19 protein-coding genes are annotated in these 22,493 nt (G+C 61.5%); 9 read left to right on the top strand and 10 right to left on the bottom strand.

The features are described 5' to 3' along the window. Window positions 1–66: 66 nt before the first annotated feature. The 4 genes from CSQ92_RS14205 to CSQ92_RS14190 all read right to left on the bottom strand — a co-directional run bounded on the left by CSQ92_RS14205 (window position 67) and on the right by CSQ92_RS14190 (window position 5,259). Complete coding sequence (locus CSQ92_RS14205) at window positions 67–1,197, bottom strand: glycerophosphodiester phosphodiesterase (protein WP_099394403.1); 1,131 nt, start codon at window positions 1,195–1,197, stop codon at window positions 67–69. After that, complete coding sequence (locus tag CSQ92_RS14200) at window positions 1,197–3,611, bottom strand: TonB-dependent receptor (protein ID WP_257219214.1); 2,415 nt, start codon at window positions 3,609–3,611, stop codon at window positions 1,197–1,199. The genes CSQ92_RS14205 and CSQ92_RS14200 overlap by 1 nt, the downstream gene beginning before the upstream one ends. Before the next feature lie 138 nt (window positions 3,612–3,749). Beyond that, the gene (gene hslO, locus CSQ92_RS14195; protein WP_070281206.1) at window positions 3,750–4,730 is read right to left on the bottom strand and encodes an Hsp33 family molecular chaperone HslO; all 981 of its coding nucleotides are present in this window, start codon (window positions 4,728–4,730) and stop codon (window positions 3,750–3,752) included. A 4-nt stretch (window positions 4,731–4,734) separates the two neighbouring features. Beyond that, window positions 4,735–5,259, bottom strand: a complete 525-nt coding sequence (locus CSQ92_RS14190; protein WP_099394402.1) for a gamma carbonic anhydrase family protein — start codon at window positions 5,257–5,259, stop codon at window positions 4,735–4,737. Between the two features lie 206 nt (window positions 5,260–5,465). On the opposite strand from CSQ92_RS14190, the gene CSQ92_RS14185 reads away from it, so the two are divergent. The 8 genes from CSQ92_RS14185 to bamC all read left to right on the top strand — a co-directional run bounded on the left by CSQ92_RS14185 (window position 5,466) and on the right by bamC (window position 12,648). After that, window positions 5,466–6,341: an alpha/beta fold hydrolase gene (locus tag CSQ92_RS14185; protein ID WP_099394401.1), complete on the top strand. Its 876-nt coding sequence runs from the start codon at window positions 5,466–5,468 to the stop codon at window positions 6,339–6,341. 90 nt (window positions 6,342–6,431) lie between these two features. After that, window positions 6,432–7,265 carry a 3',5'-nucleoside bisphosphate phosphatase gene (locus CSQ92_RS14180; RefSeq protein ID WP_099394400.1) on the top strand — a complete coding sequence of 278 codons (834 nt, stop codon included), beginning with the start codon at window positions 6,432–6,434 and terminating at the stop codon, window positions 7,263–7,265. A 213-nt stretch (window positions 7,266–7,478) separates the two neighbouring features. Continuing rightward, window positions 7,479–8,363: a protease HtpX gene (gene htpX / locus CSQ92_RS14175; protein WP_099394399.1), complete on the top strand. Its 885-nt coding sequence runs from the start codon at window positions 7,479–7,481 to the stop codon at window positions 8,361–8,363. A 38-nt stretch (window positions 8,364–8,401) separates the two neighbouring features. Then, a complete protein-coding gene (locus CSQ92_RS14170; RefSeq protein ID WP_034783341.1) occupies window positions 8,402–9,025 on the top strand; it encodes an L-threonylcarbamoyladenylate synthase in 624 nt (207 codons plus the stop codon). 93 nt (window positions 9,026–9,118) lie between these two features. Next, the gene (locus CSQ92_RS14165; protein WP_034783349.1) at window positions 9,119–9,796 is read left to right on the top strand and encodes a site-2 protease family protein; all 678 of its coding nucleotides are present in this window, start codon (window positions 9,119–9,121) and stop codon (window positions 9,794–9,796) included. Between the two features lie 42 nt (window positions 9,797–9,838). Then, on the top strand, window positions 9,839–10,411 hold the full coding sequence (locus CSQ92_RS14160; protein WP_092607097.1) for a class I SAM-dependent methyltransferase: 573 nt from the start codon (window positions 9,839–9,841) through the stop codon (window positions 10,409–10,411). Between the two features lie 84 nt (window positions 10,412–10,495). Further along, entirely contained in the window at window positions 10,496–11,374 is an 879-nt protein-coding gene (gene dapA / locus CSQ92_RS14155) for a 4-hydroxy-tetrahydrodipicolinate synthase (RefSeq protein WP_034783351.1), read from the top strand. An 80-nt stretch (window positions 11,375–11,454) separates the two neighbouring features. Further along, window positions 11,455–12,648 (top strand): outer membrane protein assembly factor BamC, encoded by a 1,194-nt coding sequence (gene bamC, locus CSQ92_RS14150; RefSeq protein WP_099394398.1) that lies wholly within the window; start codon window positions 11,455–11,457, stop codon window positions 12,646–12,648. A 279-nt stretch (window positions 12,649–12,927) separates the two neighbouring features. On the opposite strand, the gene CSQ92_RS14145 is transcribed toward bamC, so the two are convergent. After that, window positions 12,928–13,182 (bottom strand): hypothetical protein, encoded by a 255-nt coding sequence (locus tag CSQ92_RS14145; protein WP_034783358.1) that lies wholly within the window; start codon window positions 13,180–13,182, stop codon window positions 12,928–12,930. 354 nt (window positions 13,183–13,536) lie between these two features. Continuing rightward, the gene (locus CSQ92_RS14140) at window positions 13,537–14,658 is read right to left on the bottom strand and encodes a cupin domain-containing protein (RefSeq protein WP_034783359.1); all 1,122 of its coding nucleotides are present in this window, start codon (window positions 14,656–14,658) and stop codon (window positions 13,537–13,539) included. A gap of 93 nt (window positions 14,659–14,751) precedes the next feature. On the opposite strand from CSQ92_RS14140, the gene CSQ92_RS14135 reads away from it, so the two are divergent. Continuing rightward, entirely contained in the window at window positions 14,752–15,297 is a 546-nt protein-coding gene (locus tag CSQ92_RS14135) for an FKBP-type peptidyl-prolyl cis-trans isomerase (RefSeq protein ID WP_034783360.1), read from the top strand. Between the two features lie 189 nt (window positions 15,298–15,486). On the opposite strand, the gene CSQ92_RS14130 is transcribed toward CSQ92_RS14135, so the two are convergent. The 4 genes from CSQ92_RS14130 to CSQ92_RS14115 all read right to left on the bottom strand — a co-directional run bounded on the left by CSQ92_RS14130 (window position 15,487) and on the right by CSQ92_RS14115 (window position 22,354). Beyond that, the gene (locus CSQ92_RS14130; protein WP_099394397.1) at window positions 15,487–16,521 is read right to left on the bottom strand and encodes a hypothetical protein; all 1,035 of its coding nucleotides are present in this window, start codon (window positions 16,519–16,521) and stop codon (window positions 15,487–15,489) included. Further along, entirely contained in the window at window positions 16,518–19,211 is a 2,694-nt protein-coding gene (mutS, locus tag CSQ92_RS14125; protein ID WP_099394396.1) for a DNA mismatch repair protein MutS, read from the bottom strand. Before mutS ends, CSQ92_RS14130 begins: the two co-directional genes overlap by 4 nt. 351 nt (window positions 19,212–19,562) lie before the next feature. Further along, the gene (locus CSQ92_RS14120; RefSeq protein WP_143450364.1) at window positions 19,563–20,087 is read right to left on the bottom strand and encodes a hypothetical protein; all 525 of its coding nucleotides are present in this window, start codon (window positions 20,085–20,087) and stop codon (window positions 19,563–19,565) included. Window positions 20,088–20,116: 29 nt separating this feature from the next. Beyond that, a complete protein-coding gene (locus CSQ92_RS14115) occupies window positions 20,117–22,354 on the bottom strand; it encodes a serine/threonine-protein kinase (RefSeq protein WP_099394395.1) in 2,238 nt (745 codons plus the stop codon). Window positions 22,355–22,493 lie beyond the last annotated feature (139 nt).

Genomic DNA, 22,493 nt, shown 5'->3' with positions numbered 1-22,493 from the left:
TCAAGAAACGCATAATAAGGGCGTAGCCATCGGCCACGCCCTGAAAATGAATTTGTTACGAAATGTTTATCCGACGGCGATGCGTCCCAGACCCGGATCGTCGCTGAAAAAGCCGTCCAGTCCCGTCTCGATATAGCGCCGCATTTCCGCCACGGAACCGGCCTCGTTGCGCGCATTCTCGCCATTGCCGTCGCGGAAGTCGGCCGCCAGGAAACGGTTTTCCGGACGGAAGGTCCACGTGTGCAGCAGCAAGCCCGCCTGGTGCGCATCGTCGACGATGGAAGAGGGCTTGGCCAGGCGCTGGTCGGCGCCCAATGGGATGACGCCCCGCGTGGGCGGCGCCACCACGTCCGCGTAGGCGGCGATGTCGCGCAGGCCGGACGGCGTGATCATTTGCCCGAAGGTCAGCTTGCCGTCCGCCTTGGCCACATCCATCGGGCGCACATCGCCGCCCACCACCAGTTGCATCAGGCGCACGTTGGCGCGCCGTCCCAGCTTTTCGCGCAGGTATTTCAGATTCGCCACTTCGAAGGACTGGATCTCGATCGGCGCGCGGCGCGTGTACTCGTGCGCCAGCATGGTCGACAGGAAACGGTCTTCCAGCGCCAGGCCCGCATCGCGGAAGTAGGTCGAGCTTTTCAGTTCCGGCACGAGGCCGATGATGCGCCCGCTGGCGGCCGATTGCGCTGCAACAAAATCGATGATTTCTTCCCACGTCGGGATCTGGAATTGTCCATCATATAAGGTGTTGCCGGTGCGTACTTTCGGCAGCCGTTCGATGGCGCGCAGGGTTTTCAGTTCGGCCAGGGTGAAGTCGTCGACGAACCAGCCTTCGTGCCATTCGCCATCGACCAGCTTCTTGCCGCGCCGGCTGGCGAACTCGGGACGGCGCGCCACATCGGTGGTGTCGACTAGGTTGCTTTCATGGCGCGCCACGAGGATGCCATCGCGCGTGGCGACCAGGTCCGGCTCCACGTAGTCGGCGCCGTCGAGGATCGCCTTGGCGTAGGACGCCAAGGTATGCTCGGGACGCAGGGCGCTGGCGCCGCGGTGGGCGAAGACCAGCGGACGGCTTGGTTTTGTTTCCAGCAGGCCGGCCGCAAAGCCGGGCGCGGCGGCCAGGGCCAGGCCGCCGACGGCCGCCTGGACGAAGCTGCGGCGCGAAAAGTGACGCCGGGGCAGAGCGGGCGGGCGCATCAGAAATCCGCCGTCAAGGTGAGGAAGCCCTGGCGCGGGGCGATCGGGAAGGTGTTGTACGTCTTGTCGGCCGCGCCGACCACCACGTTCAGCGAGCCTTCGCGGTTGGCCAGGTTGCTGACATTCACTCTCCAGCGCGGATTTTTCAGCCAGCTGGCCATGACCGGCAGCTTGCCCGACACGCCCAGGCCCATCAGGAAATAGCTGGGCACGGACAGATCGTTGGTGTACGTCGCGTAGCGCTTGCCCACATAGTCTCCCGTCAGTTGCACTTCGATATCGCCAACCGTGGCGGAAGCGACGAACTTGTTCAGCCATTCCGGCGAGCCTGGCACGTTCTTGCCCGCCGTCAGCACCAGCGCGGCGCCATTGTTGTAATTGTCCGCGTACTGCGAGCGGTTGTACGACAGGGCATTGTAGAACGAGAAATTGTTGCCAAAGTGAACGGTGCCCGCGATATCGATGCCGTCCGTGCGCACGCTGCCCACGTTGGCCAACACGGGGTTGCCACCGATGATGGAGGAAATCACGGGCGTCGGGCTGATCTGCAGCAAGCGGTTGCTGAAATCGACGTGGTAGACGTTGACCTGGCCATCGATGGCCGTGATGGCGCCCAGGTTCAAGGCGTGGCTGCCGCGCACGCCCACTTCATAGGTGAGGGCCGTTTCCGGCTTGGCATCGCGCTTGAACAAATCAAACGCGGCCTGGCTCGACAAGCTCCACGGCGAGGCGCCGCCGCCGCCGTAGGTGACGAACTGGCGCATGTTTTTCTGGATATTGAAGTACAGCTGGTCTTGCGGCGTGAAGTCCCAGCGCGCCCCCACTTGCGGCAAGAACCATTTTTTCGTGTTGATGGTGCCGACCGGCAAGGCCGTCGAGCCGCCGGAAATGGCGCCCTTGGCCGGTTGCACGGGGAACTTGCCGTCGGCAAACTGCAGGCTGGATTTGAAGCCGGCCTGCAGGGCGATATCGGGGCGGATGCGCCATTCATCCTGCAAGTGCAGCTGCACCACCTTGTTGTCGATCTCGCTGCCGTATTGCGTGATCAAGGGATTGCTTGGGCGGTCGTACGGCGAAGTCGGGTTGTTGACGTCCAGCGCATACCAGCGGCGGTAGGCGGATGAACGGTTCTGTTCCAGCCACAAGCCCGCTTCCAGCTGATGCTCGCCGATTTCCTTGCGCAGCGTGGAAAGGAAGCCGCCGCGCTTGATGTCGTATTCCGTCGTGCGCACGGCGTAGCCCGAGTTGCCGAACACCTGTTTCAGGTTCTGTTTCGGGTAATACACGCTGAACAGGCCGGGCAAGCCGGCCACGCCGATGGGGCCGGCCACCACGCCAGCGCCGTCATCCTTGTGGTAATACACCTGGTTCGACCACGTCATGCCCTCGGACAAATTGGCGTCGAACTTGGCGTAGGCCAGGTAATCGGTGCGCTGCGCATCGCTGTAGTAATTGCGGTAATTGTTGCCGTCCGCGGCAGGCGTCGCGCCCGTCGGCGACAGGTAATTGAGGGCCGCCTTGAAATCCGGATACAGGAAGGGACGCGTGTATGGCGAGCTCGTTTCGCCGGCCACGTGCACGGTGCTGTCCTCGTTCGGTTCGATCTTGTCCGAGTAATTGAAGAACAGGGTCAGCTTGCCCGCCTCGCTGCGGTTGACGTACTTGGCGTTGAACTGGTCGCCGCCCTGGCGCGCATCGAAGTCCCAGGCGCGCGCTTCATGGTGCAGGATGGAAAAATAGGCGCTGCTGCCGTCGCCAAAGGCGCCCGTGTCATAGCGGGCAAACGTGCGCGAGGTACGGTGGCTGCCCACGGTTTGCTGCACGCTGGCGCCCTGCGTGGCCAGCGGGTCGCTGGAATAGGTTTCGATGGTGCCGCCCAGGTTGCTGGTCGAGGCCGTGGCCAGGTCGCCCGCGCCCGAGGACAGCACGACGCTGCGCACGTTTTCGCTGATTACGGCGCGCTGCGGCGACAGGCCGTTGTAGTTGCCGTACTGCTGGTCGCCCAGCGGCACGCCATCCATGGTGTAGCCCAGTTGTTGGCCGGAAAAGCCATGCACGAACAGCGACAGGTTCTGCTCGTTGTTGCCCCATGGATCGGCCGTCTGGAAGCTGACGCCGGGCAAGGTTTGCAAGGCTTTCAGCGGATTCGTGCCAGGCAGGATTTTCTGGATTTCACTCTTGCTCAGGGCGACGGAAGAACGCGTCTTGCGCGAGGAAATCTCCACGGTGGTGATCGGGGCATTCTCGTCGGCAGCCGGGGCAGCAGCAGCGGCCATGTCGGTGGCGGCGGACGCCACGGCGGCGGCGACGGCCGTTTGCGCCAGTGCCGGCAGGCTCAAGCCCGCGGCGCAAGCGCCCAGCAACACGTGAAAGGAATGGCGGCGCAGGGCCAGCGTCAAGTGGGTGGTCATCATCAGCCTGTGGAAAGTGGGAAGTAATACAAGCTGCGCAGCGTAACGGCGGCGCGTGACGGGCTGATGACGAACTGATGACGGGAAGATGACAGTAGAAACAATTGCGCCGCCTGAGGGGCGGCGCGGAGATTATTACAATTAGTTAATGCTGGCGGCTGGCGGGATGAGCACTTCGGCCGGCGCATCCGTGATGAACAGTTGCGCGCAATCGACCTTGTCGAACTCGTAGTGCTGGCCGCAGAAATCGCAGTTCACGCCCACCTGGCCCACTTCTTCCAGGGTGCTGTTGACTTCTTCCTCGCCCAGCATCTTGAGCATATTGCCCACTTTTTCGCGCGTGCAAGTGCAATGGAAGCTCGGGTGCAGCGGGTCGAAGACGCGGATCGTTTCTTCCCAGAACAAGCGCTGCATCAGGGTATCGATGTCCGTCGACAGGATTTCCGCCTCTTTCAGGGTCGACGCCAGCATCACGGCGCGGTTCCACGTGTCCAGCGCATCTTCTTCCGAGACGGGCGTCGCTTCGGCCTTGCCGCCATGGTGCGGCAGCTTTTGCAGCAGCAGGCCGCGCGAGACGGTGTCGTCCGTGGCCAGCCACAGGCGCGTATCGAGCTGTTCCGAGCGCAACATGTAGTTTTCGATCACGGTGGCCATGTCGTCGCCGTCCAGCGGCACGATGCCCTGGTACGGTTGCTGGCCGGGCACCTTGTCGGCTGGGTCCAGGGTGATGATGAAGCGGCCCTTGCCCGTGGCGTTGAGCAGCTGCGGCACGGTGGCCACGTCGGGAATCGTGGCGTCCGGGTCCAGCTTGGCCGTGGCGCGCAGGCGCAGGTCGGAATCGCACTCGACCACCATCAGGCGCACGGGACCGTCACCGTGGATCTGCATGATGATGGAGCCGTTGAATTTCAGGTTGGCCGACAGCAGGGCGGCGGCGGCCACCATTTCGCCCAGCACTTTTTTCACGGCCGTCGGGTAGGCGTGGCGCGACACCACTTCCTGCCAGGTGCCGGAAACGTCGATGAACTGGCCGCGCACGGCGGCGTTGTCGAAAATAAATTTTTGCAGGGTATCCTGGCCGGTAAGGGCTGCGCTGACTGCGCCCGTGGTTTCAGTCGTCATTCTTTTATCCAATCTTCTTGAGTTGCGTATTAAATAGCTGGCCGCGTTGCACATAGTTCACGGCGTTGCCTTGTAGCCTGGTGATATCGTCTGCCGTCAGGGCCCGCACGGCTTTCGCCGGTGAGCCGAGGATCAGCATATTGTCGGGAAATTCCTTGCCTTCCGTGACCAGCGCGCCCGCGCCGACCAGGCAGTTCTTGCCAATCTTCGCGCCGTTCAGGATCACGGCCTGGATGCCGACCAGGGCGCCATCGCCGATCGTGCAGCCATGCAACATTGCCTGGTGGCCGATGGTGACGTTCCGGCCGATGTCGAGCGGGTAGCCCGGATCCGTATGCAGCACGGCGCCTTCCTGCACATTGCTGTTGGCGCCCACGGTGATGCGTTCGTTGTCGCCGCGAATCGTGGCGCCGAACCATACGGACGTATTCGCTTCCAGGGTCACCTTGCCGATCACATTGGCCGTGTCGGCAACAAAAGCGGAAGCATCAATCAGCGGCGCATCGGCGCCCAATTGGTAGAGTGTCATCGTTAGCCTGTGGCGGTGGTGGAAGCGCCGGGCACGGCCGGACGCGGAAGTTTTGCGCTATTTTACGCTGTTGCAGGGCAAGTCCGAGCGCCGGGCGTTAATCCGGTATAATTATCGAACGGTCGTACTTTTATGCGCGCCCTATCTACAGACACAGCATGTGGCGCCATCTGCGCCACTTTCAAGGCAGGCATCCGATGAAACCCATGAAACTTTCCCGTTCCGAATTCATCAACATCCGCGGCGCCCGCACGCATGTGCGCCACTGGGGCCGCGAAGGCGCGCCCATCCTGTTCATGGTGCATGGCTGGATGGACGTGGCCGCCTCGTTCCAGTTCGTCGTCGACGAGTTGCAAGGCGACTGGCATGTGATCGCGCCCGACTGGCGCGGCTTTGGCCTCAGCGACTACACGCAATCGGATACCTACTGGTTCCCCGACTATCTGGCCGACCTGGACGCCATGCTGCTGCACTATTCGCCGGACGCACCCGTCAACCTGCTGGGCCACAGCATGGGCGCCAACGTGGCCGGCCTGTACGCGGGCGTGCGGCCCGAGCGCATCAGCCGCTTCATCAACCTGGAAGGCTTCGGCATGATGGCCACCAAGCCGGAGCAGGCGCCGGGCCGCTACGCCAAGTGGCTCGACGAATTGCGCGAGCCGCCCGCCATGCGCAGCTATCCCACGCAAAAAGCGGTGGCCGAGCGCCTGCAAAAGACCAATCCGCGCCTGCCGGACGAGCGCGCGGCTTTTCTCGCCGAACACTGGTCGGCGCAGAACGAGGCGGGCGAGTGGGACATCATGGGCGACCCGCAGCACAAGCGCGTCAATCCCATCCTGTACCAGGTGGAAGAGGTGATGGCCTGCTGGCGCCGCATCACGGCGCCTGTGCTGTGGGTGGAGGCCGATGACACGAATATGTGGCAATGGATGGGGCCAAAGGAGCAGGCGCGCGTTGAGATCGACCGGCGTTTGGCCTGTATCAAGGATGTGCGCTGCGAGATGATGCTCGATGCGGGCCACATGCTGCATCATGACCAGCCGCAAGCACTGGCACGGCTGGTGGAAGCCTTTTTGGCCTGATGTGTGTCGGGAACGCTGCAGCGCTATTTGACAAGCAGCGTACAATGAAAACTTCTTCCATGCTGAGCCCGTGCAGGGTATTGTTTTCACATGCTTAAAGTCGACCTGCATTGTCATTCGAATATCTCCGACGGCGTGCTGTCCCCCGCCGCCGTGGCTGCGCACGCACGCAAGGCGGGCGTCGACGTGTGGGCGCTGACGGACCACGATGAAGTGTCCGGCATCGCCGCCGCGCGCACGGCCGCGCTGGATCTGGGCATGCGCTTCGTGGCCGGCGTGGAAATTTCCATTACGTGGGCCGGCGAAACCGTGCACATCGTCGGCTTGCAAGTCGATGAAAACAATCCGGGTCTGGTGCAGGGCTTGCACCAGACGCGTTCCGGGCGCGACGCGCGCGGCCGCGAAATCGCCCGCCAGCTGGACCTGGCCGGCATCCCCGACGCCTATGAAGGGGCCTTGAAATTCGTTGGCAACCCAGACCTGATGTCGCGCACGCACTTTGCCCGCTACATCGTGGAAATGGGCAAATGCGCGAACATTCCCGACGTGTTCAAGAAATACCTGTCGGAAGGCAAGCCGGGCTACGTCGAGCACCGCTGGGCTACCCTGGCCGAAGCGGTGGGCTGGATACGCGGCGCGGGTGGCGTGGCCGTCATCGCCCATCCGGGCCGCTACCGCTTCAGCGACATGGCGCAAGGCGTGCTGTTCGATGAATTCAAACAACTCGGCGGCGTGGCCATCGAAGTCGTCACGGGCAGCCACAGTCCGGACCAGTATCCGGAATACGCGCAACTGGCCAACGCTTACGGCTTCCTCGCCTCGCGCGGCACGGATTTCCATGCACCGGGCGAGTCGCGCGTGGATTTTGCCATGCTGCCGCCACTGCCAGCCAACGTCACCCCGATCTGGCACGACTGGTTTTAGCTGACAGCCAGGCAAATCTGCTGCGCGGCGCGCTTTGCGGCCGGCGATGCTCACCGTACTCCAGTACGGTTGCGCTTCTCGGCCACAAATCACTGCCGCTCGCGACGATTTTCCTGGCTGCCGATGCGCCGTCGTGTCGCTGCTTGAAATCTGCGGTAGCGTGCATATCTTTTTGTTATTCTTGTTATACATAGTCATCCGGAGCCATCGCCCATGAAACGTATCGTCCTGTTTATCGCAACCAACCTGGCCGTGATGCTGGTGCTGTCGCTCGTGCTCAGCTTGCTGGGCGTGGGCAATCCGGCGCGCGGCAGCACCCTGAACCTGGGCAGCCTGCTGGTGTTTTCGCTGGTGGTGGGCTTCACGGGTTCGATCTTTTCATTGTTGATCAGCAAGCCGATGGCCAAGTGGAGCACGGGCGCGCGCGTCATCGACAACCCGACTTCGTCGACGGAATTGTGGCTGGTCAATACCGTGCGCGCCTTGTCCGAGCGGGCCGGCATCCGCATGCCGGAAGTGGCCGTGTACGAGGGCGACGCGAATGCGTTCGCCACGGGCGCCTTCAAAAATTCCGCGCTGGTGGCCGTCTCCACCGGTTTGCTGCAAAGCATGAACCGCGATGAAGTCGAAGCCGTGCTGGGCCACGAGATCGCCCACGTGGCGAATGGCGACATGGTGACCCTGACCCTGATCCAGGGCGTGGTGAATACCTTCGTCGTCTTCATGGCCCGCGTGGTGGGTTTCTTTGTCGATAACGTGCTGTTGAAAAATAACAACCGCGAAGGCGGCGGACGCGGCATCGGTTACTTTGTGACCGTCATGGTGTGCGAAGTGATCTTCGGCTTGCTCGCTTCCATCATCGTGGCCTGGTTCTCGCGCCAGCGTGAATTTCGCGCCGACGCCGGTTCCGCCAAGCTGCTGGGCAGCCCCACGCCGATGATGCACGCGCTGGCCCGCCTGGGCGGCGTGCCGCCGGGCGAGCTGCCGCAATCGATGCAGGCGCTGGGCATCAGCGGCGGCAATGGCGGCTGGGGCGCGCTGTTCGCCACCCATCCGCCCCTCGAACAACGCATCGCCGCGCTGCGCGGCGTACAATAATGCTAACTTAACAAGCTGGTTCGCCAGAACGCTTACACATGAGTCAATTTTTCCAGATTCACCCTGACAATCCGCAAATGCGCCTGATCAAGCAGGCGGCGCAGATCATCCAGTCCGGCGGCGTCGTGGCCTTGCCCACGGATTCCTGCTACGCGCTGGTGTGCCAGCTCGACGACAAGGGCGCCGTCGAGCGCCTGCGCCGCATCCGTGGCGTGGATGAAAAGCATCATTTAACCTTGCTGTGCCGCGACTTGAGCGAGCTGGGCGTGTATGCCCGCGTGGACAACCGCCAGTTCCGCCTGCTCAAGGCGGCCACGCCGGGTGCTTATACTTTCATCCTGGAAGCGACGAAGGAAGTGCCGCGCCGCCTCAGCCATCCTTCGCGCAAGACCATCGGCCTGCGCGTGCCGCAGCACCGCATCGTGCAATGCCTGCTGGAGGAGCTGGGCCAGCCGCTGCTGGGCGCGACATTGACCCTGCCCGGCGATGAAGACAGCCTGACGGACGCCGACACGATCCGCGAGCGACTGGAAAAACTGGTCGACCTGATCATCGATGGCGGCGTCTGCGCGCATGGCCCCAGCACCGTGATCGACCTGACGGGAGCGGAGCCGGAAGTGGTGCGCGTGGGACGCGGCGACCCGGCCGTGCTGGGTTTGTAGGCGGCATCGCAGGCCTGTTCTGGCGCCGTTCTTCATCTGTTCTTAATGGCAACGTAAGAAAGAGCCTAGTTCGCCTCTGGTAGAATCGCGGTCATGAGCGATTTCAATACGATAGTCCAGACCGTTGCGGTGTACCTGGTGCCGGTGCTGTTTGCCATTTCCCTGCATGAGGCGGCGCATGGCTATGCCGCCCGTTATTTCGGTGATCCCACGGCCTCGAACGAGGGCCGGCTGAGCCTCAATCCCATCCGGCATATCGACCCTTTCGGCACGATCTTGCTGCCCCTGATGCTGTATTTCACGATCCAGGTGCCGTTCGGCTATGCCAAGCCGGTGCCCGTCGATTTCAGCCGCCTGCGCAATCCGAAGAAGCAGATGGCCTGGGTGGCGTTTGCCGGTCCTGGCGCCAATTTCGTCATGGGCCTGGGCTGGATGATCGCCTTTGTCGTGCTCAGCGTGATGCCGCCGACGGAAATGGGCATGTTTTTCCGCAAGATGGCGGGCGCCGGCGTCAGCGTGAATGCGGCCATGTTTGTCTTTAACCTGATTCCCGTGCCGCCCCTCGATGGCGGACGCATCATGACGGGCTTGCTGCCGATGCAGCTGGCGCGTCCTTACGCCAGCATCGAGCGCTACAGCCTGTATGTCTTCGGCGCCCTGGTGCTGCTGATGTACACGGGCGTATTGAACCGCGCCTTGCTGGCGGCGATCGAATTTGTCATTGGCATTTTTGTCACCCTGGTCACGCCCCTGACGGCCCTGTTGACTTGATGCAAGCAACTGGATGGACGCACATAATTGATGGAAGTACCGATGCAAGTAACTGAACCAATTTTAGAAACCGAAGCGATTTCCGGCTGGCTGCGCCGCTGGGCGCCCTTGATCCCCGGCGGCGAAGTGCTGGACCTGGCGTGCGGCGCGGGCCGCCACGCGCGCCACCTGGTAAGCCTGGGCCACCCCGTGATCGCGCTCGACCATGATCCGGAAATGCTGGAAAAGGCGGCCGGCGCGGGCATCACCACGTCGCTGGTGGACCTGGAAGCGCAGGGCGCCGTGTGGCCTTTCGCTCCCGGCCGTTTTGCCGGCATCGTCGTCACCAATTACCTGCACCGGCCCCTGCTGGAAGCCATGATTGCCAGCCTGGCGCCCGATGGCGTGCTGCTGTATGAAACGTTTGCTGAAGGCAATGAGCAGTTCGGCAAGCCGTCGAATCCGAAGTTCCTGTTGAAGGAAGGCGAAATGCTGACCTGGGCGGTCCAGCACGGCTTGCGTGTGGTAGCGTATGAGGATGGGCGCGTGGAACAGCCAAAAGCTGCTCTGGTGCAACGAATTTGTGCCGTCCGGCCGGATTTTCCACGGTTGGCAGCCCTGCTGCCGACGTTTTGAGCGGCCATACTATGTCAGAATGCACCACAGGCGCGGGCTATCCGCTACAATCGTTGTTTTATTTATCGGCGCTATAAACTTACTATGATCAAGGGCAGCATTGTAGCAATCGTCACCCCGATGCACGCAGACGGCAGTCTGGACTTTCCAGGTCTGCGCAAGCTGATCGACTGGCATATCGCCGAGGGTACGGACGGCATCGTCATCGTTGGCACGACGGGCGAATCGGCAACAGTCAGCGTGGAAGAACACTGCGAACTGATCCAGTTGACCGTCGAACATGCCAAGGGACGCATTCCTATCATCGCCGGCGCCGGAGGCAACTCCACGGCCGAGGCCATCAAACTGACGCGCTACGCGAAAGAAGCAGGCGCCGATGCTGTCTTGCAAGTGGTGCCGTACTACAACCGTCCTACCCAGGAAGGCATGTACCAGCACTTCAAGGCCATCGCCGAAGCCGTCGACATCCCCGTCATCCTGTACAACGTACCTGGCCGCACGGTTGCCGACATGAGCAACGAAACCATCGTGCGCCTGTCCGCCATCCCGAATATCGTTGGTGTGAAAGATGCGACCGGCAATATCGGCCGCGGCATCGACCTGCTGCGTCTCGTGCCGGCCGACTTCGCCGTGTACTCGGGCGATGATCCGACCGCCATGGCGCTGATGTTCTGCGGCGGCCACGGCAATATCTCCGTGACGGCCAACGTCGCGCCGCGCGCCATGCACGACATGTGCGTCGCGGCCATGGCGGGCGAGCGCGCCACGGCGATTGCCATCAATAACAAAGTTTTTCCTTTGCACCAGAAATTGTTTGTCGAGCCCAACCCGGTGCCCGTCAAATGGGCGCTGGCCGAAATGGGCCTGATGCCAGCTGGCATACGCTTGCCACTGGTGCCGCTGGCTGAGAATTGCCATGCCACCGTGCGCGATGCCTTGCGCGACGCTGGCATCCTGTCTTAAGCCGAACTTCAAGCCCGGACTCGACCAGTCCGGACCTTCCCTGATTCCAGCTGCTACTTAGCTTCTTATCCAGTTACGACATGACTAATTGCAAGAAAACCAAATCGGCGCCTGCCACCATCGCCGTCCGCGGCATCGTCATCGGCGCCGTCGCAGCCAGCCTCGCGGGCTGTGGCATGATCAGTTCGGTAGTCGGTGGCGACAAGGTCGACTACAAGTCGGTCAAGAAAGCCGGCACCCTGGACGTGCCGCCTGACCTGACGCAATTGCAGCAGGACAACCGTTATTCCTTGCCGGATTCGAAAAATGGCGTGGCCACGGCTTCCGGCTACAACGCGCAGCGCAACGCCACGGCCGGTACGCCCGTCGTCGTGGGCGCCGACGGCGTGGTGGGCGTCGTGCCGGTCACGGCAGGCGGCGTGAAGGTCGAGCGCGCGGGCAACCAGCGCTGGCTGGTCGTCAAGCAGTCGCCTGAAGTGCTGTGGCCGCAGCTCAAGCAATTCTGGGAAGATTCAGGCTTTACCATCGCCATCGACCAGCCGACGGCTGGCATCATGGAAACAGAGTGGAACGAAAACCGCGCCAAGATCCCGCAGGACTTTATCCGCAGCACCATCGGCAAGGCTTTCGACGGCCTGTATTCGAGCGGTGAAAAAGATAAATACCGTACCCGCGTGGAGCGCCTGGCCGATGGTTCGACCGAGATCTACATCAGCCACCGTGGCGTGGAAGAGGTTGTCACGGGCCGCGACAAGGAAACCACCACCTGGACCGCGCGTCCGAACGATCCGGGCCTGGAAGCGCAATTCCTCGCCAAGCTGATGACGCGTCTGGGCGCGGCCAGCGACGATGCGCAGGCGAAGATGGCTGTCGATGCCGCCATCGTGCAGCCGCAACACGCCAAGCTGGTGGGCGACGCCGCCACGCCGGCGCGCGCCATCGAAGTCGATGAAAGTTTCGACCGCGCCTGGCGCCGCGTCGGCCTGGCACTGGACCGCGTTGGCTTCACCGTGGAAGACCGCGACCGCACGCAAGGCACGTATTTCGTGCGTTACGTCGATCCGGATGCCGTCAAGAAAGATGGCTTCTTCTCGAAACTGTTCAGCTGGGGCTCGTCGTCCGACAAGGACAAGGGCGCGCAGCGCTATCGCGTTCTGGTCAAGGCCGGCAATGGCTCGACCAGCCTGGTCAGCATCCTCAGCAACGAAGGCCAGCCGGACGTCTCGCCAGTGGCAGAGAAGATCCTGGGTCTGCTGAACGACCAGTTGAAATAAGGTTCGCTGAGTGGCGGCTATCAAAAGCTGTCACACATCATAAAAAAGGCTGGCCCGGTAAAAACCGGGTCAGCCTTTTTATTTTGGGTGTGCAATAGGTGTTTGCGACGTCCAGCAAAACCGTGGCGAGCGACAGTGATTGGTGGCCAAGAAGCGTAACCGTACTTGAGTACGGTGAACATCGCAGGCCGCAAAGCGCGGCGCGGTAGGTTTGCTTGGGCGTTTGCCCAATAAAAAAGCCGGCCCGAAGGCCGGCTTTCTTTAGTGCAGGGTGCTAAATTACTTAGCAGCCGATGCAGCAGCCGAAGCAGCCGAAGCAGCGTCGGTAGCGGCCGAAGCGGCAGCCGAAGCAGCAGCAGCAGCGTCGGTAGCGGCCGAAGCAGCAGCGTCAGCAGCAGCAGCTGGAGCAGCTTCAACTGCTGGTGCTGGTGCTGGGGTTTCAACTACTGGTGCTGGTGCAGGAGCTTCTTCTTTTTTGCTGCAAGCAGCCAGAGCAACAACCATCAGGGAGGCGATCAGCAGGGATTTTTTCATTTGTTTTCCTTAATTATTTCAAAAAATAAATCAATATTGTTGCGATGAATAATTACCGGTAATTATCGCTCGTTAGGTCGTCTTCGAAGGCTTTTCGTACCAGGTGGTGCCTGCCAGACAACGGAAACTTCCTAACCGAATATTATAGCGATTTTTGGTGCGTCGCAATAGGAGCAAGAGGCAAATTCGCAACTATTTTGTGATATCGCAATATTTGCCGAAGCAAATTGCAAGCAAGTGTAAGCGATTTGCGAAAGCGCGACAAAACGATATAAAAATAATATGTTTTATTGCGCTAGCGCAGATGCCGATATTCCCCCTGCTGTAATACCACTTTTACTACGCTGCACCCATTCAAGCCAGTTCGATCCAGCCATCCTGATACCACGTATATAAGGCATCCATCACGTCATCGGAAGCCTGGGCTACGGCTGTGCCATCGAGGGCGCGTTCGTTGGCCAGGGTTTCCAAGGCCGTTTTATCGGCCTTGCCAATGGCAAACGATTCGCCATTGATGAAGACATTCTTGCCACGATACAGCATCAGCGTCTTGCGCGACAACACGACACCCTTTTTCTGTGCGGCGTCCGCGAAGCGGCCCACCGTCAGCGGCTTGGACAGCGGCGTGAAAAACACATTGTGCTTCGGTTCCGACAGGTGTTCACCGAGAAAAATGGTCACATCTTCTTCCGTGAAGCGCACCTTGTTCATTTCTTCCGTGATGGTGCTGAGCATTTCACGGGGGATTTCCGCCGGCTTGCCCGACGCCTTCAGGTCCGGATCGCTATAGATGCCCGGCAAGTCGATCGAGTCGGCCATGAATTGCAGGAAAGCTTCGCCCAGTTCCTGGAACGATGGCGAGCGGAATCCGATCGAATACGTCTGGCAGTCGCCGATGGCCACGCCGTCGTGCGCGTAGTGGGGCGGCAGGTACAGCATGTCGCCCGGTTCCAGCGTGAATTCCTCGTCGGGCGTGAAGTTGCTGAGGATTTTCAGCGGCAAGCCGTCGATCAGGCTCAGGTCTTTCTGCGCGCCGATGCGCCAATGGCGCTTGCCCTGGCCTTGCAGCAGGAACACGTCATACGAATCGAAATGCGGGCCCACACCGCCGCCATCGGTGGCGAAGCTGACCATCAGGTCGTCCAGGCGCGCGTCCGGCAGGAAACGGAACTGGCGCAGCAGGGCGTCGGCCTTGGCGCTGTGCAAGTTGGCGCCCTGTACCAGCAAGGTCCATTCCTTCTGTTTCAGCGAGGGCAGGCTGGTCAATGGGCCTTGCTGCATGTTCCAGTGGCCATCCGCATGGCTGACCAGGCGCGATTCGACGTGGTCCAGGGTAGCCAGCTCGGCCAGGGCCTTGAAATCGAACAGCGCCTTGAAACCAGGCACAGCTTGACGGATCAACAAGGGTTTTTTATGCCAGTAGTCGCGCAGGAATTGCGCCGGCGTGATATCGCCGAGGAGAGTTAATTTTTTCATGCACCCATTATAACAACCGGAAATGCAGGAATGCGCCTGCCGTTGGCGGCGTGAAGGTATAATTTGCCAGCTTATACAATGAAAGGAAGCATAATGAAGATTGCCAAAAATACGGTCGTGACTGTCAACTACAAACTGTCAGACGCGCAAGACAATCTGATCGAAGACGGCCGTCAGCCTATGGTCTACCTGCACGGTGATTATGAAAACACCCTGCCGAAGATCGAAGAAGAGCTCGACGGCAAGGAAGTTGGCTATTCCAACACGATCCAGATCGAACCGGATGATGCTTTCGGTGAATACGATCCAGCCCTGGTGAAGGTCGAGCCGCGCAATCGCCTGCCTGAGCCGCTGGAAGTGGGCATGCAGTTCGAAGGCATGCCGGAAAGCGACTCGCCGGACGAAGAAGCGATGATCTTCACGGTCACCGATATCGCCGACGACAAGGTCGTGCTGGACGGTAACCATCCTCTGGCCGGCATCGCGCTGCGCTTCTCGCTGACCGTCGCTGACGTGCGCGCAGCCACCGACGAAGAAATCGCCCATGGCCACGTGCATGGCGCACACGGCCATGACCATGGCGATGAAGATGATGAAGGCGAAGAGGGCGATCACTTCCGCACCCACCCTATTCATTAACACCTGACCAAACCTGCTGCGCGCAGCGGGGCGCGGCCGGCGATGCTCACCGTACTCTGGTACGGTTGCGCTTCTCGGCCACGCCGCGCAGCTGCTCGCTACGGTTTTGTCAGGCGTCGTGACGTCTGTTGGGCGTGACGCTGCTTGAATGAAAACAGGCCGGCTACATGCCGGCCTGTTGCTTATGCGCTAACGGCGCACGGTCGACGCCCTGGCCCTGGCTTGCGCCGATGGCCTGACGGCGCGTTGACGCACCTCAAAGAAGGGCGTCTTGCCGGGCCGTACGGCGATGGCGGCCCAGTCATTGTTGATGCTGACGTGGCCCAGGTTGCCTTTCCAGCTGATCTTCGGCCCGCCTGTTTTGGCTGCGGCTTTTTTGGTTTTCCCCTCCTTGCCATCCGTGTCGCCATCGCGCTGCGTATCGACCAATAACACCTTGCCGTTGAACTTTTTCGCCAAGGTGCGGATCTGCTTGCGCGGTCCGGCAAAGCCGTCCTGTTTCGAACTGAAGCTGGGCAGCAGCGAATTGTCGTCTTCATCGAGCACGCCCGCGTCGCCATCGGAAAACAGCACGATGCCGTCGAGCTGCTTGCGCTGCGCCATGGCGAACAGGCGCTGCAGCCAGGAGCGGTTGGCCACCAGACGGTCTTCGAATTCGCTGTTGCGTCCCGCTTCTGGCAAGAAATGGTTGTTGTTCGCGGGCAGGTTGACGGTAGCAAACAGCACGCCGCCGTATTCCCAGTGGGCGTTTTCCGCATAGCTGCGGAACTTCGCCGTCGATGACAGCCGCGACAGGGTCAGCTTGCGCTGGCCCAGGCTCTGGTCATCGGCAAAATACACGTCGCGCAGGCGGTTCAGGCGTTCGATGGCGTTGACCCTGCCGCGCGAATTGCGGCAGTTGGCCCAGTCGCTGGCCGACAGCGAGACGATCAGCGGCGGGCCGCTGGCGTCGAGCAAGTCCTTGCGCTGGCCATACAGCTTGTCGCTGCATGATTCGCTGGCGGCCTTGATGCCGGTGGCCACGACGAAGGAGGCATTGAAGGCGCTCGTGTCGGCGATGGCTTTTTTCAGGGGGCCATCGTCCGGCCCCGCGTTGAAGGAGTGGCCCAGTACGGCAAACTCGAAGCCGGCCTGGTCGCCTGGGGCGGCCAGCGCTTGCCATGGCAGGCTGGCAGCGAGCAAGCCGGCGGCCAGCAGGCGTATCGAGCTGCGCCGGAAGGTCATGCGGCGGCCAGCCTTTTCAATTGATACAGCTGTTCCAGCGCATCGCGCGGGGTGAGCGCATCGGGATCGAGGTCGGCGATGGCGTCGAGCAAGGCTTGCTGCGCCGCGTTCAGCGCAGCCAGCGGCGCCGCCGCTTCCTCTTCTTCCTCTTGCGCATACGGATCGGCGGAGGGCAGCGCGAACAGGTCGCGTTGCGGCGTGGCGTCGAGCGCCTGCGCTTCCAGGCGCGCCAGGTGCTTGCGCGCCGCCTTGATCACGGGCTGCGGCACGCCGGCCAGTTGCGCCACCTGCAAGCCATAGCTTTGCGAGGCGGGACCGGCTTGCACGGCGTGCAGGAAGACGATGCTGTCCTTGTGCTCGACGGCGGACAGATGCACGTTGGCGGCGCTCGGGTGGCTGTCCGGCAGTTGCGTCAGCTCAAAGTAATGCGTCGCGAACAGGGTGAAGCTGCGGCTCGTATCGATCAGATGGCGCGCGATGGCCCAGGCCAGGGCCAGGCCGTCGAAGGTCGAGGTGCCGCGGCCCACTTCATCCATCAGCACCAGCGAGTGCTCGGTGGCGCCGTTCAAAATCGCCGCCGATTCCGTCATTTCGACCATGAAGGTCGAGCGTCCGCCCGCCAGGTCGTCGGTGGCGCCGATACGCGTGAAGATGCGGTCGATAGGGCCGATGGTGGCGGAAGCGGCCGGCACGTAGCTGCCCACGTAAGCCAGCAGGGTGATCAGGGCCACCTGGCGCATGAAGGTCGATTTACCGCCCATGTTCGGGCCGGTAATCAGCAGCAAACGGCGCTCGTTGACGAAGCGGCAATCGTTGGCGATGAAGCGTTCGATCTGTTTTTCCACCACGGGGTGGCGGCCTTCGACGATGTTGATGCACGGTTCCTCGACCAGCTGCGGCGCGGCCCAGTTGTGCTGCTGCGCATGTTCCGTCAGCGCATTCAGGGTGTCGAGCTGGGCCAGGCCTTGCGAGATGGTCTGCAGGGTGCCGATGTGCGGCGCCAAGTCGGCCAGCAGCAGGTCGTACAGCAGCTTTTCGCGCACCAGTGCCTTGTCTTGCGCCGACAGGGCCTTGTCTTCGAACACCTTGAGTTCCGGCGTGATGTAGCGCTCGGCGTTTTTCAAGGTCTGGCGGCGACGGTAATCATCCGGCACCTTGTCCGTCTGGCCGTGGGTGACTTCGATATAGAAGCCGTGCACCTTGTTGTATTCGACGCGCAGGTTGGCGATGCCCGTGCGCGCCCGTTCGCGCGTTTCCAGGTCGAGCAGGAACTGGCCTGCATTTTCCGACAGCGCGCGCAATTCGTCGAGTTCCGCGTCGAAACCGGTGGCAAACACGCCGCCGTCGCGCACCATCGCGGCCGGTTCCTGCGCCACGGCGCGCACCAGCAAGTCCAGGCACGCGGTTGGTGTGGCCAGGGCCGTATGGATGGCGGCCAGCAAGCCGGTTTCGCCGCCCTGGCCAGGACCGTAGCAACGGACCACGTCGCCGCGCAGGGCCGGCAGTTGCAGCAAGCCGTCGCGCAGGGCGGCCAAGTCGCGCGGACGCGCCGACAGTAGCGCGATGCGCGTGGTGATGCGTTCGATATCGGGTACTTGCGCCAGGGTGGCGGCGAGCGGACCGGCCGCTTCGCTTTGCGCCAGCGCGGCGATGGCTTCATGGCGCGCGCGCGCCACGTTCTGGTCGCGCCGCGCATGGTGCAGCCAGTGGCGCAGCATGCGCGAACCCATGGCCGTGCGGCAATGATCCAGCAAGGAGAACAAGGTCGGCGATTCCTGGCCGCGGATCGTTTCCGTCAGTTCCAGGTTGCGGCGCGTGGCCGCGTCCAGTCCGATGAATTCGCTTTCCGTTTCCGTCGTCAGGGAGCGCACGTGCTGCAAGCCGCGTCCCTGCGTCGATTGCGCATAGCGCAGCAGCGCGCCGGCCGCGCCGAACGCGGCGCCGAGGCCGTCGGCGCCAAAGCCCGTCAGGGTCGCCACGCCCAATTGGTCGAGCAGGGCCTTGTGGCCGCCGACCACGTCGAAATGCCAGTCCGGCACGCGGTTGATGTGCGTGCCCGCGTAGTCGTCGAACAGGTTGCCATTGTCGCCGCTGAGGATTTCGGCCGGCACGATGCGTTCCAGTTCCTGCTGCAATCGCACGGCCACGGTGCCGCTGTCGCCGGAAAATTCCATCAGCTTCAAAGCGCCGCTGGCCAGCGACAGCCAGGCCAGGCCAGTGGTGACCGTCTTGCGTTGCGTGATGCTGCACATGGCCAGCAGCGGGCGCTCGGCCTTCTCTGGCAGCAAGTCCGCATCCGTCAGGGTACCGGGCGTGACGACGCGCATGACCTTGCGCTCGACGGGACCCTTGCTGGTGGCCGGATCGCCGATCTGCTCGCAAATGGCCACCGACTCGCCCAGCTTGACCAGCTTGGCCAGGTAGCCGTCCAGCGAATGAAACGGCACGCCGCACATTTTAATCGGGTTGCCACTGGCCACGCCGCGCGCCGTCAGGGTAATGCCCAGCAGGCGCGACGCTTTCTCCGCATCCTCGAAAAACAGCTCGTAGAAATCGCCCATGCGGTAGAAGACCAGCATCGTCGGGTGGTTTTCCTTGATGCCTAAATATTGTTGCATCATTGGCGTAAGCTTTTCAGCCGAATTTTTCTTTGCCGCGGCGGCGTTGATTTCTTTTGGGACGGTGGTCATGTGTTCTTTGTCGTTGGTCCGGCGGCCGGAAAATGCGTGCCTGCCGGGCTGTGGGTGGTGCTGTGTGCGTGCCAGGCCGCGCCAGGGGGCGGAGCTAGGGTTCAAGGCCGTCATTTTACCGCTTTCGGCGGGCGGGGCGGCGTATTGCGTGCGGATGTGAAAAAGCCGCGCCGGTGTGGGGGGCCTGGGAGTTGACTATGCTGTGCTCAACGGAGAGCGTGACGACACGGATCGTGTCCGGATAGCAGAACTGACCCTGGCCCCGGTGAGTGCCTGTAGGTAGCCTGTGTTTACCGATGCGTTTTTGGCTGGTGGGTCCCGCCATGCTGGCATATGGCGGGACAAGGAGTTTTACCAGTCGGTATTGCCGCCAACTGAGCTTTCCGGGTCGAAGGAAAAAACGCGTAGCTCTGGTTGAACGCCTTCGCCGCGCATGATGCGCACTGTCATGACGAAAGACAATTCCCAGCGGCCGCTTGCATATCCCACATCCAGATTGTGCTTCCATTCCTGGCGGATGCGGTGCAGGGCCGGCAGTTCCGGTTCGCCCAGTATTTGCTGGATTTCGAAGTCCAGCGGCAAGCTATAAGTGGCGCCTACGGCTTGCAGGAAGGGCGAAGGCGGCGAGTAGATGGTTGCTACTTTCGGGCCGATCTGTGTCAGTTGCGGCACGCTGATGATGCAGCAGTCGACGATCTGGAACGAGGTGAAGCCGCTTTCCTTGGAGCCGCAGCAGGTGACGTCGAGATAGACATGCTGGCCTTTCTGGAAGTGCACGCCGCCCATGTAGGGGCCGTGACGTGGATCGGCCGTACCATCGCACGAGGTGAAGCTGTAGTCGAGTTGATTGGTGATCTGATCTGCGTCAAAATGCACGGACAATTTCATCCAAGGGCTTACATAGGTCATTTTTTATCGTTTCTTTCTATATCAAGTAATTGCTGGTAGCGAGTATCTCGCCGAAGATTCAACAGATCGGGTGTGGATTCGATCAGATTGATAGGGTAGCCACGCTTGATCGCATGCGTCAGGGCGGTGAATGCTTCAGCTCGATTTCCTATGAGTTCATAGGTCAAGGCGGCGCGAAAATGGATATCGGGCGCCTCGGGCGCCAGCGTGACAGCCTGTTTCACATGAACTAGGGCTGACTGTTTGATATTTGCGTAAGCGCAATACAATGCCATCCTGGAGTTGAATGTGGGATCATGGGGCAGGCGTTTCAGCAGCGGCGTCAATAGTTCGATGGCCCGTTCGTAGGAGCGCTGCGATGCTTTCGCCTGGGCCGGCACCCAGCGCTGGGCATCGGCCAGATTTGCCCACAGCCAATAGTTACCGGGATTTCCCTTATTGTCGGAAACGGCATTCTCGAATGCCTGGACGGCACCCGAATAGTCGCCCTTGGCAAATAGCGATGTCCCCAAATTAGTGTATAGCTCCCAGTCAGGACGTACCTGCAATCCCTGTTGCAATACTTGCAATGCTTCATCGGGACGATTCTGGCGTAGCAGGACGGCGTTCAGCTGGGCATAGGAGCCGGGCGTTTGCGGATCCATTTTGATGCTTTTGCGAAAAGCCTGCTCGGCAGCCATATAGTTAGCCTGCTTGTAGTACATGGCGCCAAGCTGAGATATGAAGAGACGCTCCTGTGGATAGGTCGCAATGGCATGTTCCAACAAAGCCTGTGCTTGCTCAAATCTTTGTGCATGGATCAACAGGCGCACTTTCCCATACAGCGCCATGACATTGTTGGGTTCCAGGTTCAGGGCCGCGTTGGCCAGTTGCATGGCTTCGGCGCGTTTTCCTTGAAATTCCAGGACCCAGGCTTGCGCCACATGGGCGAGTGCAAGTTGATTGTCCGCTGCTAATGCCAATTTGGCACTGATATCTGCACGCTGCAGCCAGGTGGGATCGCGGCCATTGCCGATGTAGCGCAGGCCGGATGCCAGCGACAAACCGGCGGCCGCCGCTGAATGGTTTGGAGTATGTGTCAGAACCTTGGTAAATTCCTGGATGGCTAGTTGCTGGTTGGTGTCTCGATCAAACACCCGCAACGCCTCCATCCCCGCCGCCATGCTGGCCATTTCCGAATACGGCGCAGGCGCCTTTTCGCCTGTGACGAACGATTTGACGGCAGGAACGATATTGGGCAACTGCCATCCTGCCAGCACGGCCAGCAGTGCCACGCCCGCGCCCCATTTCAGGGTGCGCTTGCGGGGCAGGGGCAGGCGGATGGAGACGCTGGCGGGCGGCTCTTCCTTCGCCGGCGGCTCGTCGGCCAGGGGCGCAGCCAAGGTGAGCGGTTCGCCGCGCTGCGCGCCTAGCGCCTCGCGCACGGCGCGCATGGTGCGTGGCCGTTCCGCCGGGTCGTGCGCCGTCATCGCGCGCACGAGGGCGTTGATGGCGGGTGGGACGGAGTCGGGCAGGTCGGGCCACGGCTGCGTCGCCTGCATGTGGGCGGCGGCCAGGGCCAGGCCGTTCAGGTGGGCGAAGTGGCGCTGGCCGGCCAGCATTTCGTACAGCATGGCGCCCAGGGCATACACGTCGCCGCGCGTGTCGGGCAGGCGGCCCATCAGGCGCTCGGGCGCCATGTAGGCAATCGTGCCCTGCAAGTCGCACAGGGTGGTAGTTTGCGTTGCTTGCGGGTCGATGTGGCGGGCCAGGCCGAAGTCGAGGATGCGCACCTTGCCGTTTGCCTCCAGCATCAGGTTCGAGGGTTTCAGATCGCCGTGCACGAGGTCCATGGCGTGCGCCTCGTCCATGGCATCGGCGATCTGGTAAGCGATGTCGAGCGCGGCTTGCAGGTCAGCCTTGCCGCTGTGCATGAACTGGCCCAAGGTCTGGCCTTCGACCAGTTCCATGACGATGGACTGGCTCGTGCCCTGGCCTTCGATGGCGAAAATGCGCACGAAGGCGGCATGCTTGAGCGAGGCGGCCAGGCGTGCTTCATTGATGAGTTTTTCCGGATGCAGCACGTCGGCTTGCGGTTTCAGGCGTTTCAGCGCCACGCTGCGGCACAGCTTGGCATCCCAGGCTTCGAATACATGGCCGAAACCGCCTTCGCCCAGCAAGCGGCGCACTTCATAGTGCCCGCTGATCGTGTCGTCTTGCAGTGGGGGCTGACGCAGGGAGTCGAGCAGTTCCATATACCTTGGCTTCAGAGTGCATCAACGTGGGCGTCCAGCATCGAAAAGGGCAATGCGATGTTTGAATGCTCAAGATGATTGATTTTGAGTAACTTCCTGATTTAAAACGATTGTTTAAAATAAGTCAATTAATATTGGC

Source organism: Janthinobacterium sp. BJB446, assembly GCF_002735655.1.
Taxonomy (GTDB): domain Bacteria; phylum Pseudomonadota; class Gammaproteobacteria; order Burkholderiales; family Burkholderiaceae_D; genus Janthinobacterium; species Janthinobacterium lividum.
Note: the sequence above shows the minus strand (reverse complement) of the source record. Positions and strands in the feature narration are given on the sequence as shown.